At 65.0% G+C, this 12639-nt stretch carries 11 protein-coding genes; 8 read left to right on the top strand and 3 right to left on the bottom strand.

Translation table 11 applies throughout. The features are described 5' to 3' along the window. Positions 1-46 precede the first annotated feature (46 nt). On the top strand, positions 47-496 hold the full coding sequence (locus ACIHAO_RS24565; protein WP_396561462.1) for a ribosomal protein bL12: 450 nt from the start codon (positions 47-49) through the stop codon (positions 494-496). A 392-nt stretch (positions 497-888) separates the two neighbouring features. Beyond that, entirely contained in the window at positions 889-1176 is a 288-nt protein-coding gene (locus ACIHAO_RS24560; RefSeq protein ID WP_396561460.1) for a hypothetical protein, read from the top strand. A 70-nt stretch (positions 1177-1246) separates the two neighbouring features. On the opposite strand, the gene ACIHAO_RS24555 is transcribed toward ACIHAO_RS24560, so the two are convergent. Beyond that, complete coding sequence (locus ACIHAO_RS24555; protein WP_396561458.1) at positions 1247-1975, bottom strand: hypothetical protein; 729 nt, start codon at positions 1973-1975, stop codon at positions 1247-1249. A gap of 1093 nt (positions 1976-3068) precedes the next feature. On the opposite strand from ACIHAO_RS24555, the gene ACIHAO_RS24550 reads away from it, so the two are divergent. From ACIHAO_RS24550 to ACIHAO_RS24530, 5 genes are all read left to right on the top strand, one after another. Then, complete coding sequence (locus ACIHAO_RS24550; RefSeq protein ID WP_396561456.1) at positions 3069-3404, top strand: lactococcin 972 family bacteriocin; 336 nt, start codon at positions 3069-3071, stop codon at positions 3402-3404. A 184-nt stretch (positions 3405-3588) separates the two neighbouring features. Continuing rightward, positions 3589-4575, top strand: a complete 987-nt coding sequence (locus ACIHAO_RS24545) for a hypothetical protein (RefSeq protein WP_396561454.1) — start codon at positions 3589-3591, stop codon at positions 4573-4575. Then, positions 4572-5903, top strand: coding sequence for a hypothetical protein (locus tag ACIHAO_RS24540; RefSeq protein ID WP_396561452.1), 1332 nt, complete (start codon positions 4572-4574; stop codon positions 5901-5903). Before ACIHAO_RS24545 ends, ACIHAO_RS24540 begins: the two co-directional genes overlap by 4 nt. Then, a complete protein-coding gene (locus ACIHAO_RS24535; RefSeq protein ID WP_396561450.1) occupies positions 5903-6559 on the top strand; it encodes an ABC transporter ATP-binding protein in 657 nt (218 codons plus the stop codon). The genes ACIHAO_RS24540 and ACIHAO_RS24535 overlap by 1 nt, the downstream gene beginning before the upstream one ends. 607 nt (positions 6560-7166) lie before the next feature. Then, positions 7167-7415, top strand: a complete 249-nt coding sequence (locus tag ACIHAO_RS24530; RefSeq protein WP_396561448.1) for a hypothetical protein — start codon at positions 7167-7169, stop codon at positions 7413-7415. 262 nt (positions 7416-7677) lie between these two features. Here the strand turns inward: ACIHAO_RS24530 and ACIHAO_RS24525 are convergent, their stop codons facing one another. Continuing rightward, positions 7678-10746, bottom strand: a complete 3069-nt coding sequence (locus ACIHAO_RS24525; protein WP_396561446.1) for a hypothetical protein — start codon at positions 10744-10746, stop codon at positions 7678-7680. Between the two features lie 363 nt (positions 10747-11109). Here ACIHAO_RS24525 and ACIHAO_RS24520 point away from each other — a divergent pair, with 363 nt between their 5' ends. Continuing rightward, a complete protein-coding gene (locus ACIHAO_RS24520; RefSeq protein ID WP_396561444.1) occupies positions 11110-12282 on the top strand; it encodes a hypothetical protein in 1173 nt (390 codons plus the stop codon). 98 nt (positions 12283-12380) lie between these two features. Here the strand turns inward: ACIHAO_RS24520 and ACIHAO_RS24515 are convergent, their stop codons facing one another. Further along, positions 12381-12632 (bottom strand): hypothetical protein, encoded by a 252-nt coding sequence (locus tag ACIHAO_RS24515; protein WP_396561571.1) that lies wholly within the window; start codon positions 12630-12632, stop codon positions 12381-12383. Positions 12633-12639 lie beyond the last annotated feature (7 nt).

Genomic DNA, 12639 nt, shown 5'->3' with positions numbered 1-12639 from the left:
GTTCCACGTCGTGGAGGGGGTGTCGCCGTTCGACCGGGGGTCGGGGATGGCGACCCTGTCGGCGGTCCTGGTGGACGACCTGCCTGCCCCGGTCCGGTCCGGGCCGCTCGCCCCGGTCATCCAGGGGCTCACGGTCAAGGATCCCGGCCCGCGGTTGACCGTCGCGCAGGCCACCGCAATGCTGGCCGGACAGCGGTCAAGGCCAATGCCCGAGCAGGATGAGTTCGACGTCGTCCTGGAGCACGCCGGCCGCAAGAAGATCCAGGTCATCAAGGTCGTTTACGAGGCCCTCGGCCTCGGGCTTGACCTGCGAGCAGCTAGGGACCTCGTCGACGCGGTCCCCACGACACTGCTGAAGCAGGTCTCCCGGCGAACCGCCGACGAGGCCAAGCGGGAACTCGAGGCGGCCGGGGGCATCGTCAGCTTGACGTCCGAGGCCGGAGAACATGTGACGCCGGAGCCGATCCGGGAATACACGCGGCGACCGCGTGCCTGACGATCCCATCGCAGAGCAGGCTCGCCAGCGATTCCCGGTAAAGGTCGGCGACCTCTAGACTTCCCGGCGCCGTTCGCCGCGTGCTGCACCACGCCGCGCTCGTACGTCACGGCAGCGAGTCACCTGCACCACAGCCGGACGACACGCTCCGATGACAGTGACGACCGTCCCGATATGAGGTCCACCCACCGCAGGAGATAAGGGAAGTCCGAGTCTGCTGCAGGTGTCGCCGGTGCTGATCTTGTTGCTGCCGGGGAGGCAGGTGAGAAGGTCGACAACGGTGTCGGCGACGCCACCAATCCGCTTCGTCTTCGGTGATTGCGCGGCCGAGATGCTTCCGTGCGTAGCCGAAGAGCGCGTCCCGGCCGAGGACGCTCAGTTCCATTTTCGTCGTGGCGGCCATGATCTCGGCGCGGGGCCCGGCGGCCGAGGTCGAGCGGGTCGCGCACGCCCGCGCGGAAGCCCAGCGGGAGACCTACGACCGGTTGGCACACGAGTTCGCCGACAAGCGGTGTGCCGCGCTGGACGGTTTGCTGGCGACCGATCCGGAGATCGGGATGACCCGGTTGCGGTGGCTGGCCACCGGGCGGAGTTCTGCTAGCTGGTCGGCAAACCCGCCTTCCCGGACCGGGCGCTCGCGGCGGTGGAGGACGAGCTGGGTGAGGCGCTGGGCGAGCTGAGGAGGTCCTGGTCGCCGGGGACGGGCGCAGGTGGTGTCCACCAGGTCAGTCAGGCTCTGCGTTGCCGCTTTCACAAGAGGTCATCCTCGACATCGCGGACCCAACGCAAGGTGACACTAACTTTGTCGGTGGCGGTGTCGATCTCGACGACCGCGTTGAGGTCTCCTGAGGCCAGGTGCAGCCTGTTCTCTTGGCTGAAGGACGAGCATGCCAGGCTCTTGCGATTCGGCACCTCCATGCCGAGTTCGGCGCAGCGGGCTTGGACGGCCAACTGCGCCAGCAGTACCCGGTGGTCACGCGTCAACGTCTGCAGTTGGGGCTGACGCCGGGTGATCTTGAGAAAGTGCGATTTCACGAAGTCGTATGCGGCGTTGCCAAGGATTCCAGACGCGGCCGCGGTTCCGACCCAGACTGCTCCCTCAAGAACGGCCTGAGCACTCGCCGTGGCGCCGCGCTCGGTCAGGGGGTTGTAGGTGTCATCGGGCACAGGCTTGCCGTAGGCGGCTAGTTCCGCAGCGGTGACGAGGTAACGCCCTATCTCGATCATTTTTCGGCGGTAGGCTGGCTCTTTCGTTATCCACACGTCCGGAGCGATCGAGAACGCGGCGCACGCGACCTCGGCAGCACGCTCATCACCTGTCGAGTTACTGGTGTCGAAGGCGGGGAGTACTCGTTCGGCAAGACGTTGGTAGCGCTGCCGTGCCGACGTGTCTGCGGTCGACCACGGCCGTGAACCCTCCCGCAACCGCCGAAAGGCATCAGCAACCCATTCCCACCGGTCCACCACATCGGCCTCCATCAGAACAATCTATCGAGGCAGAGACCTGGGCGGACACCTGCAACGCGTGCACTGTTCGGCGAGCGGCGCTCCCGCCCTGCTCGATCGTTGTCTAGCGCCGGCAACTTGCCCATATTCCAGCGACTACGCCGGGGTACGGGCCGATGTGGTTGAAGGTGTACCAGACCGCGACCCAGCGCAAAGCCGCCACTCATCGGCGGCATCGAGGCGCACTTCGCGGCACAGGTCTTCCCGCACCTGGACCAGGACGTCGTCCTGTAGGAGTTCACCTCGAACAGCAGGTCCGGCAGATTTATATGCGGCAGTAAGTTGGCGGTGTCGCATAAAGTTGAATACTGTTCGATAGCGGCGCCTTTGTGGTAGTGCGCGCAGGTGTCGGCACCTGGGTGGTGGTCTCGCGACCCTGCATTCGCGCGGGGTTTCGTTTCAGATCATGGCGTGGACACGAATTGGCGTTGTGTCCGGCCTTCGGGTGCGGCGACCCAGGTTGTCATCGTGCCGTGGCTGCTGGCCCAAGTTGGGGCGTCGGGTGAGTCGATACGCAAGAGGGTTGGTCCTATGATGCGACGGCGAAGTTGGCGATAACGCCAAAAGTGAGGGGTTCTCGTGAGGAGCTCTCATGCTTGAGCGGCGGTTTTCGTGGCGCGTGGCGGGGCACCCTCGGTTCTCGCGGAGACAGCGAAGAGTGTCCATGTCTTGGCGAAACGTTTGCTCGGGGATGGCGCGAACGTTGGTCTGATTGTTCGATCGATCGGGTGAACGTGGCAGCGGGGTGCTTGTTGGTCGATATGCGTGTTGGTACGTTAATTGGTGATGATCTGTTGAGGGTCATCAAAGCCGGAGGGGGCTAACGGGGGGCTATTTCTTTTTGGCGGCGGCGCGCGCTGAATCTGACGTGTGCCCGCTCAGCTATCGATTGCAGTTCCCCAGTGGTTTCGCCGGTTGTGGTTTCTGGTGGGCTGGGAATTCGTGACAGTTGCGGCCTGCTGTGAATGTTGATGTGTCGTGAGCGATCGGCTCGGCCATCACAAAAGTGGTCGATTAGGGGAGGATTGAGATAGTAATGTCAACTATTAAGGTCAAGGCTGCGAAAATGGCTTCGGTCGCTTCGCTGGCGCTTTTCATGACCGCGGGGGTCACGTCGGTCGCGCAGGCGGCTCCGAGCAGCGGGGCAGAGACTGCCGGGACCGTGTCGATCCAGGGCTGTGACAACGTCGGTGGTGGGTCGTGGTGCCACGGAACTCAGCCGGACGGCGCGCTCAAGCAGTGCTACTCGAACTACATCCACAATCGCAATTACCACAGCGCGACCGCGGCGATGGCGGGTGGGACCAGCAAGCGTTACGCCAACCCGGGTTACTGGGCCAAGGCCGCCGTCACGGCGGGCTGGGCGTACACGTGCAACACCTACTACAACCCCAACGCCTGATCCGGTCGTGAGGTGACCCCGAGCAGATGGTGAACCGGTACCGGGCCGGCGAATGTCCGGCCCGGTACCGGTTTCGGGGAGGGAACCGTCCAGATCGGACGGGCATGTCCAATCGGCGGGGAGCCTGACGAGTCGTCCGCGGGGTTTGCGATGTGTATGTGTGTGACGAGGAGAGCGAGCATCGGTGCGGCTGACCCTCATTGTCCTGTTCGTGGGAGTTCTCCTCGCTATTCCAGCGGTGGTCCTGGCGGATGCGGTCGCCGAGCGGGAGTCGCGAGGGGAGACCGCCGCGTATCGCGTCGGTACTCAGTTCGTCTGGCCGGAGCACCCGCGGGCGGCTGACCCCGAGGTGGCGGTGCGCGTGCTGGCAGAGGCGGCCGTGGCGACCGATTCGAACGTGTTGCGCACCACCGTGAGCACTCCCCGGTCCGGGCAGAAGCGCATCAGGCACTACGTCTTACTGGGGCGTGATGGCACTGCTGTGTTCGACGGGTTCGTCCTTGCGGAGGGGCGCTGGCTGAGCCCGGTCGAGTCGCGCGACGGCACGGCGACCGTTTCTTCGGTGCGGACTGGTGAGCGGGACAACGTGGGGGTGCCTGCGGTCTTCGGTGACCGGTACGAACTTACGTTCGCCCCGCTGCGGCTCGCGTTCGATTCCCTGCCCAGCCCAGGAAGGTATGTGGTCGAATCCCCGGACAGCGCCGCTACCGGCCGCTTCCTTGCCATCGTGCACCAGCGGCTGATCGAGGCGGGGGTCGATGGGCTGACCATCGCGGATCTCACGCCCGTGAACGCCTGGGTTCCCGTTGATGGCAGTGGGTACCTGGAGGTCCTGGCGTACATCCTCGCCGGTGTGGCCACGCTGGTCATCGCCTTCATCCTTCTGCGCGAGGGAAAGCGAATCGGTGTGCTGCGGTTGGTCGGTTTCCCCGCGCTGCGAATCTGGTACCAGGTCGTGGGGCGGTTGCAATTCGCCTCGTTCTTCACCGGACTGGTTGGTTGCGTGGCTGTCTCACTCGCCGTCCCCGGGGGCGACACCTTGTTCCTGTGCGCGCTCGCCATCACGCTCGGCCAAGTCGCGACGGCCGGGCTCGTGGCCACACTGGGCGTCGGGCTGATCATCATCAATCGCGTACGAGTCTCCGACCTCATCAAAGGAAGCCTGCAGTGAACGATCAGATGCGGAGTGCAGGCCCCCGGCGAAGCCGTTCGTCACTCGGCGCTGCGATCGCGGTGCCGGCCGCGGTGAAAGCCGTGTGCGGTGTGGTGCTGGCCGTCTTGGTCGTGGTGGTGTGGCAGCAGTTCGCCGACCTGGCCGAGCGGCAGGAGTCAATGGCTCCTTGGGAGAACGTCCAGAACTATGCGATCTTCCACCCGCGTCTCATCGGGGACGATCAGCAAGAGCTGGAAATCGGCGGCAACGCGTCGACGATCGCGGAGGCGCGCGGCCTGTATCCCGTCCTCGACCAGGCGGGCGCGCTGTACATCGATTCCGTCAACTATCAAGCCGGCGCACCGAGCGACCCGTCGTCGCCGTGGCCGGTGCCGCCCATCCGGGTGAACAGCAACTACCTGAAGCAATACCCGATTCTGGATGAATCGCGGAAGCGGATCGATGTGGCGGATGACGAACAGGCATGGGTGGTCGCCGTGCCCGAGCAGTTCAAGGCGCGAGAAACCGAGCTCAAGGAGCTGTTCCGGGAAATGCGAACCGGAGGACCCGGGATCACCGGCGTCATGGAGGCGGAGAAGCGGATAGCCGGCGAAAACGCGCCGGAGCGGTTCGCCGACCAGCAGGTCCGCATCATCTGGACGGCTTCGGGGCAAGACGTGTTCAGCTTCGACCCCAAGGTCAACCCCCGTCAGGGGAACATGATCACTGACCCCATCGTCGAGGTCATGACGCCGGCGAACAGCCTGACGGTGGATCGGCTGAACGCGGTCACCGGCGAACTGGACACCGGGCTGAAAGTCCGCGTCGACGGTGACCCCGCGGCCATGCTCTCCACATTCGCTCCGCTGCTGCGGGAGCTCAAGCTCGACGACAACCTGCCGCACTTGGTGAGCGTTCACGACGCCATGGGCACGCAGCTCAACGAGTTGCGCAGCGCTGCGACGCAGGCCATCGCGTTCGCGGGAGGCGCACTGCTCGTCATGGTCGTCCTGAACGCGACCACGGTGGTCATCGGCTCCGATCGGTTACGGCGACGACTCACCGTGCGCAGGCTCCACGGCATCGGTCTCCTCCGGTCCTACCGGGAGTTGCTCGTCGTGCTGGGTGGGACGTGGCTGGTGCAGAGCCTCGTTGCCGCCGTCGTGGTCGTGTGGCTGGCAACGCAGACGACGTCGATGCCGGGCGTCGAGGCGAATCCGTACGCCCAGTTGCCGACACTGCTGGTCGTGGCGCTCGCGTCGTTGGTGGTCGAGGCTCTGCTCGTGGTCGTGACCGCACGTCTCGTGGAACGCCGGAACGCGGTCAAGCGATTGAAGGAGCTGTAGTGGTGGGATTCTGTTGCGAACTCCTGGGATTGCGCAAACAGTATGGCGCGCGCCGGGTTCTGGACGGCTTCGACCTTCGCGTCGAGGCGGGCGAGTTCATCGCGCTCACCGGTCCGAGCGGCATGGGGAAGTCCACGGTCCTCAACATGATCGGGTTGCTGGACGCCCCCGACTCCGGTGAGGTCCGGCTGCTCGGTACCAAGGCACCGGGCCCGCACAGTCGCGCCGCGAACCGCCTGCGCCGTACACACCTCGGGTACCTGTTCCAGAACTTCGCCCTCATCGACAGTGAGTCGGTCGCACACAACCTCGACATCGCCCTCACCTACGCAGGCCGCGGGATCCCGAAGCGTGAACGTATCGCCGCGGCACTTACGCAAGTCGGGCTGCCGGGAGCAGAGAACCGCAAGATCTTTTCCCTGTCCGGGGGTGAACAGCAGCGAGTCGCCGTGGCGCGGCTACTGCTCAAACCGTGCGACATCGTCCTGGCGGACGAACCGACCGGCTCACTCGACAGTGAGAACCGCGATATCGTCCTCGGTCTACTCCGCGACCTCAACCAGTCCGGCAAAACCATCATCGTCGCGACGCATGACGATGCCGTAGCCGGTCAATGTTCGCGGGTAGTGGACGTCGCCGACTCGAAGGTGGCCTAGCGCCCGGATAGCTACGACCATGGGACGCAATGACAATGACGGCTGGACCGTAGAGACGTCACCCGATGGCAGTCTCAGTCGTTGGAGGGTCGATTCGAGCAAGGTCACCTGGTTCGAAAGCTGCCAAGGCGACTTCCTCTCCGGCCAGCAACTGGCCGCCCTCTTGATCGCGATCTACCGACCATGGCTGGCCCCGGCAGCGAGGGGGAGGGACTGCCGGGGCCAGGTTCTTCGAAGTCGCCGTCGAAGGGGCGGCCGTTACATCGTCCCTACTTGCCGCCGAGCCCGCTACAACCTCTGAGAAGCGGTTGTCCAAGGTAGCCGTGCTGCAATGTGCCAAGGCCGGGAGCACATTCGCCATTGGGGCTAGCTGAGCTCACACGGGCCAACTTGGACAAGCTGGCCCGTGTGAGGCTCGGGCATCGAGGGCTAATGCTTCCGGGAAAAATGGGACAATAGGGCGACGGGAAGGCGAGTGATGACGATTGCCCGGCCGAGCAGCACCGGCACCCGGGTTCGGACCCCGCCTGGCCTTGGCGTTTATCCGCGGGACCTGATCGGGCACGGCGTGTGGGCGCGGTGGCGAGACGCGCGAGTATCGGCCTAGTTGACGGATCACCAGATCGCCCCCAGCGTGATCACGGCCTACAAAAACACCCGCAACAAACACCAGACATCACGCCCTCTCGCACCGGCCTACAAAGCAGTCAACACCGCCCACGCCGCCACCCGCGGCCGCGGCGAACGCGGCTTCGCCACCCTCAAAAACTGGCGCATCCTCACCCGCACCCGCTGCAGCACCCACCACGTCACCACCCACGCCAAAGCCATCCTCACCCTCGAACACCAAGGATGAAAAAGGCTCAATGTATCGGCCTCGCACAAACGTCCGCTCATGCTGCATGTTGCTCGTTCGGTCACGCAACGCCGTGAGTGACACTCAGCGCCGCCGTCAGGCGCTAAGCGTGAAACAGGGGATCGTGGGGTCGGTGCTTCCGCGGCCTGCCGTCGCTCCGGTTATCAGCCTTCTCGGTAGCCGCCGAGGTCTGCCTAGCCAGCGACAACTCTGTCGGCAGCCCCCAGCCGCAGAGAAGGAAGATTAACGTCAATCTTCCGGATTAGTTCAGGCCGAGAACGGCGCGGACGAGGTGGCTGGGGTCGGATGCAAGGGACGTAAGAATGTCTGGGTAATCGTTCTGTCCTGAGCTGGAGTGCTCGACGAGGGAAACGGCGAGAGCGTGTCGAACTCGTCGGTCAGGGTCAGCAGCCAGTGCCCGGGCGGTGCTCGGAGATCGTTCCGAGCGGTTGGCCCACAACCTGGTCGCCGTGGCGCGGATCTGGGCAGAGGGGTGTCGGAGCGCGTTGGTGAGGTCGGTGGGGTGAAGGCGTTCGAGTTCGTTAAGGGTGCGTCCGCGCCGGTCGACGTCCCAGTCGTCGGTGTTGCCGATGGTGAGCGCAGGGGTAAGTCGCCGGGCGACTGCGGCGGCCTCGGCTTCCGTGCTGGCGAAGTGGGTGGCAGTCAGGAGCGCGTCGGCGGCAAAGTGTTCACTGCCGGTGTTGAACTTCGCACGACTAAACAGGTGGGTGGATGCCTGGTCGAACAGGTCCGCCGGGTGTAGGTCGGGTTGGTCGGCGAGGGTGAGTAGCCGCTGGTGCAGTTCGCCGCGTTGTGGCTGGTGGATGTGCTCGCTTAGGATTCGCAATGCGCCGAGCGCAGTGGAGCGACTGCCCGCGATGTCGTGCCGATCCTCCGCCCAGGAGATGAGATGTTCTATCACGTCAGCAAGTTGGTCTGTCAATGACATTGCTTTGGTTGCCGCAGTAGCATTGTCGGCTAGTACAGCAGCCACTGCGCAAGCATCGACGGGTGCAGAGCTGCCCATCGAGTAATTGGTGCGGGGCCCGAGTTGATGTTCGAGTATCCGCCGAACTCCCTCCTCCGCAGCTCGAGTCACGGCAGGGCTGGGCTGACGCCAGAATGCGAGCACAGTGGCGGCCAGGTCGTTGCCCGCCGCGGCGAGGTCCTTGAGCTGCGCCACTCGCGTGGGTGGCATTGCGATGAGGTAGTCGACTGCGGGGCGCAGGAGGAGCCGCACCGCCTCGACCAGGAGTCCGGTTGCGGCATCCTGCACGGCATCGTCCGGGTGCCGGGCAAGTGCGGCCATGGCGGCGAAAGCTTCCTTGTCACCCATTGCGGGGCTCTTTGGGGCTCGGTCGAGGAAGCGGCGCAGCCAGTCGAGCACCTGTTGCGCGATGTCGACGGGGACGCGCTGGCCCAGGCCAGCCAAGCCGAGCAATGCCTCCTTTGCGGTGTTCAGCGGTGTGCTTCGCACGACCTCGGAGAGCGTGGCAGCGGCGTCCGCCACTTCGTCGTCGGGTACCAGGTCCGCTTGAGCGGCAGTGGCGGCGCAGGCGGCACGCACAGTCCAGGAGGGACCGGTGCGGAGGAAGCGCCGGACGTCCTGCCACTGCCTGGCCTGTTCGGCTGCCTCTCGGGCGAGGTTTCGGTGTCCTGCGCGCACCAGCGGTACGACGGCCGCGTCGAATTCGTTGGCGCGTAGGAGAACCTGGCCGTGTCGACGGTGGGCTATCACCATCTCCATAGCCCCGCCCGAGACACGCTCGATCCTCAGTCCTGTCCGTGCCTTGAACAGTGCATTGGCCACTGCCATATGTTCTTGATCGTCGACAAGGCTCTCCAGTGTGCTCATGCCGACCCGGTCTCCCGCCGGGAATAGTCGCGCGCGGTTATCGACTGCGCTGGCCGCATATCCTAGGGCGAACTCGTGGGACATGTCTGTGGTGAGGAACCGGACACCGCGCAGCGCGTCCCGCGCGTCACCGCCCAGCCGCGCATCACTGGCTGACCGGACGGACTCCTCGTAGAGGCCGATCGCGTCGTCATGGTGACCGGCGAGGGCGTGTGCATAGGCGGCTCGTCGCAGAATCAGGGCATGCACGCCTTCGTTCGGGAACTTCCCGCCCCGAGCCTGCCTCAGCGGTGCCCGGAACGCTTCGCGGGGATCAGCGCCAGCACGAACATCGAGGTCAGCAAGACAGCAACTCAGCCGGGCCTGCATCATCGTCGGCGGCGATGGGCGCGCCACGTGCAAACAAACGGCATGTAACACTCCGATCTCGTCGACCGGATCGTTGTCGGTGACCACCTGCTCCGCCACGGCCATGGTCAGGTTGGCGGCATGGGGATGATCCGCGTCGGCCAGCACGCGCAGATCCGCGGCGATCGACGCCACTTCGTAGCCCGCTTCGGCCCAGCTGGATATAGCCGTCGCCACTCGTGCTGCTGCTGCGTTGACAAGAGTGAGAGCCCCCTGCGGCGCGGGCCCCGTCGGAGCGAACGGCGAAGTACCAGCCAGCTTGGCCATCGTGCTGGCTAGGCCGACGTCAGAGGCGGCGTTATCCCCGGCCTCGTACGCGTCGAGCGCCAGCTGGATCGCGACCAGCATGGCCTCGTTAACGCGGCCTGCCTCTGCAAGCTGCTCTCGCGCCTGTCGGCGATACTTGGCCGCAGCAGGGGCGAACCCTTCGGCGTTGAGCCGATCGGCCAGATCGAGGTGCAGAGCTGCAGCATCGCCCGGCATAGTGGATGCTGCCGTGGCAGCCTGGTCTCGCAGACTCGAGAGACCGAGGTAGACCACCGGGTCCGCCAGCAGCGCATTCCCGGTCGGGACCGGCGCGCCCGACGGCGGGTGATAGCCGCAGTAGACCCGGGCGACGTCCTCGCCGAAAATGCCTGCCACGATCGGGCCACGCATAGTGAGCTCGCGAGAAAGATCGCGGTTGTCCCACAACTCGATCGTCAGGTCGCCGGCGTACTCCTGCCGCAGCTTCTGCAGCTCGAGGTCAACCTTGTCGTCGGCGACGATGCACCCGGTCGCGAGTACGAACCGGCGGGCGTCGAATCGGCGTTCCGTCCAGGACGGCTGTCGTTTCCCTACGTGCGGTGGTCCGGCGTAGTCCTCGACAGCTCTCCGCAAGGCCGCGGCCGAAAGGCTGGAGACGCGGCGCACCTGGTACACCGTTGCCTCGGCCAAAGAGCCACCCCAGATATCCAGGCCGCGCTGCGCCTGACCAGACCGTGCGTGGACGCGCACCCGATGGCCGTCAACCCGCATCGCGACCTCAGCGACCAGCCTTTCGAACATCGGTGGATCCAGTTGCTCCATCGGCAACACGTCAGGTCTCGCAACCAATGGCCCGATCGGACTCGACTGCCGGGCCCTCAGCACCTCTACGAGCGGGATCTCCTCATCCACAACGCACCTCCAGATGACGGCCAGCCGATCCTGACCCGTTAGATCTCTGGCGCCAGTCAACTAGTTACAGTCGGCACCAACCGGGGCCCGGCTCAACCCGCACTTGCTGATTAGCGGCCAAGTCGCGACCCGAAGGCGCTCTCGTGCCGCTTATCGGTCGTTGCCGTGAACGCACGGACATGCCGATGAGCGGTGGCACTGGCCACTGCGGGCGCGCCGGTGTCGGGGTTGTGCCGAGGTCGCGAGCAGCTTGCGGATCGGTAGGTTCTTCGCATGGCTGCTAGATCGCTCTCCTCGCCGCCGCGGCCCGTCGTGGTCGGTGACGTTGTCGCGGCGTACTCCGATCCGCTTGGGGCGTGGACTGCCGGTCAGATCACCGGCATCGACGGGGACTGGAAGAAGGTGGATGTGCTGGATCTGGACTGGTCGGGCCCAGAGCCGACATCGCTGCTGGACCTGGGCGATCTCAGACCCTTGCGGCTGACCCATCACAGCTGGGAAGGCAAGCTGTCTCATTGCCATTTCAACTGGGTTCTTCCGCGTAGCCACAAGGTGATCGGCAACCGGCCGCTGCTGCGAACCGAAGGCTCCAACAGCTACGGCTCGGAGTGGCGGCTCGGATTGCAACTGGCGTTGCAGCGCTCCTGGGATGGCGGCAATCACGACTCCTGGGTAGACCCGGGCGCCCGAACATTCAGCGACGAGTATTTCCTCCATGAGGTCGACGGTCGCCCAGCCCTCGATGGGGAGGTCTACGACGTGACGATCACCGTCGCGGACACCTTCGACTGCTCCGGTCTGGTCGCTGCCTATCCCGGCCTGAAACGGCTGACCCTGCGCGGAAAACTCGGCACGCTGACCAATGCCGAGAGCCTCAACCGGCTCACCGAGCTTCAGCGGCTCTCCATTTCGGACCTCTTCGGCATGACCAGCATGGACCGGCTCACACCGGAGCATGTTCCGCACCTTGAGACGCTGTCCCTGTCCAGCGTGCCGGCCGAATACGCCACCGCCATGCGAGCGACCTGGCGCACGGAGATCCCCAACGGAACTGACGTGGACATCCACTCGCCACGAAAGCCGGACTGGGTCGCGGAGAACCGGGACAACCCGCTGCGTGACTGGGATGGGCGCGAGCACATCAGTACCGCTCGCTTCAAGAAAGCCGTCGCCCAGTACAAGGCCACGCGACGTGCCGTGCTGGCCGAGCTCCGCGCCCCGGAGACGGCCGATCAGCTGTCGAGGCTGTTCTCGCTCGGGCGCGAGTACGGCGAGGCCTTCAACCACATGGATCGTCGGAATTCCTTCATCGAAACAGGGGAACGTGAAGAACTCTTCGACGCGCTAGCCGGCATCGTGAAGACCGCCGAGGAGGGACTCGGTCGCGATCTCGCCTGGGCAGGCGAACACCTCATCAATGGTCTCGAATCCATCCGTGACTGGTAGACCGACCTGCGACATCCGCTCATGCCGCTTATCGGTCGCACCCGTGAACGCACGGGCATGCCGAGGAGTGAGCGTTGAGTTGTCGGAGGTTGATTTGCTCAGATTTGGCTGTTTGGTCGCGTTTCGATGACCACGAGATCCCACCCGATTCCTACGACGATTTCTTGTCCAGGTCCGATGCAAAGCGGACCTGCCTTTCTCCCGTCGTAGTCGAGTACGGCGAGTTCGGAGCTGGTGGTCAAGTTCCACACTCGCACCGTGTGGTCGTCACCACCGGCCGTGACGACGGCGGGCTGACCGTCGAAGGTCGCGCACGCCACCGCCGCCACCGGCCCGTCGTGGCCGGTCAGGGTTGCG

It is taken from the genome of Amycolatopsis sp. NPDC052450 (assembly GCF_044547565.1).
In the GTDB taxonomy this organism is placed as follows: domain Bacteria; phylum Actinomycetota; class Actinomycetes; order Mycobacteriales; family Pseudonocardiaceae; genus Amycolatopsis.
This window is presented reverse-complemented; position numbering and strand designations above follow the sequence as displayed.

Excerpts from the sequence above, each read along its gene's own strand:
- ACIHAO_RS24555 (WP_396561458.1), bottom strand. The coding sequence starts at position 1,975 with ATGGAGGCCGATGTGGTGGACCGGTGGGAATGGGTTGCTGATGCCTTT.
- ACIHAO_RS24550 (WP_396561456.1), top strand. The coding sequence starts at position 3,069 with ATGGCTTCGGTCGCTTCGCTGGCGCTTTTCATGACCGCGGGGGTCACG.
- ACIHAO_RS24520 (WP_396561444.1), top strand. The coding sequence starts at position 11,110 with ATGGCTGCTAGATCGCTCTCCTCGCCGCCGCGGCCCGTCGTGGTCGGT.
- ACIHAO_RS24565 (WP_396561462.1), top strand. The coding sequence starts at position 47 with ATGGCGACCCTGTCGGCGGTCCTGGTGGACGACCTGCCTGCCCCGGTC.
- ACIHAO_RS24525 (WP_396561446.1), bottom strand. The coding sequence starts at position 10,746 with ATGGAGCAACTGGATCCACCGATGTTCGAAAGGCTGGTCGCTGAGGTC.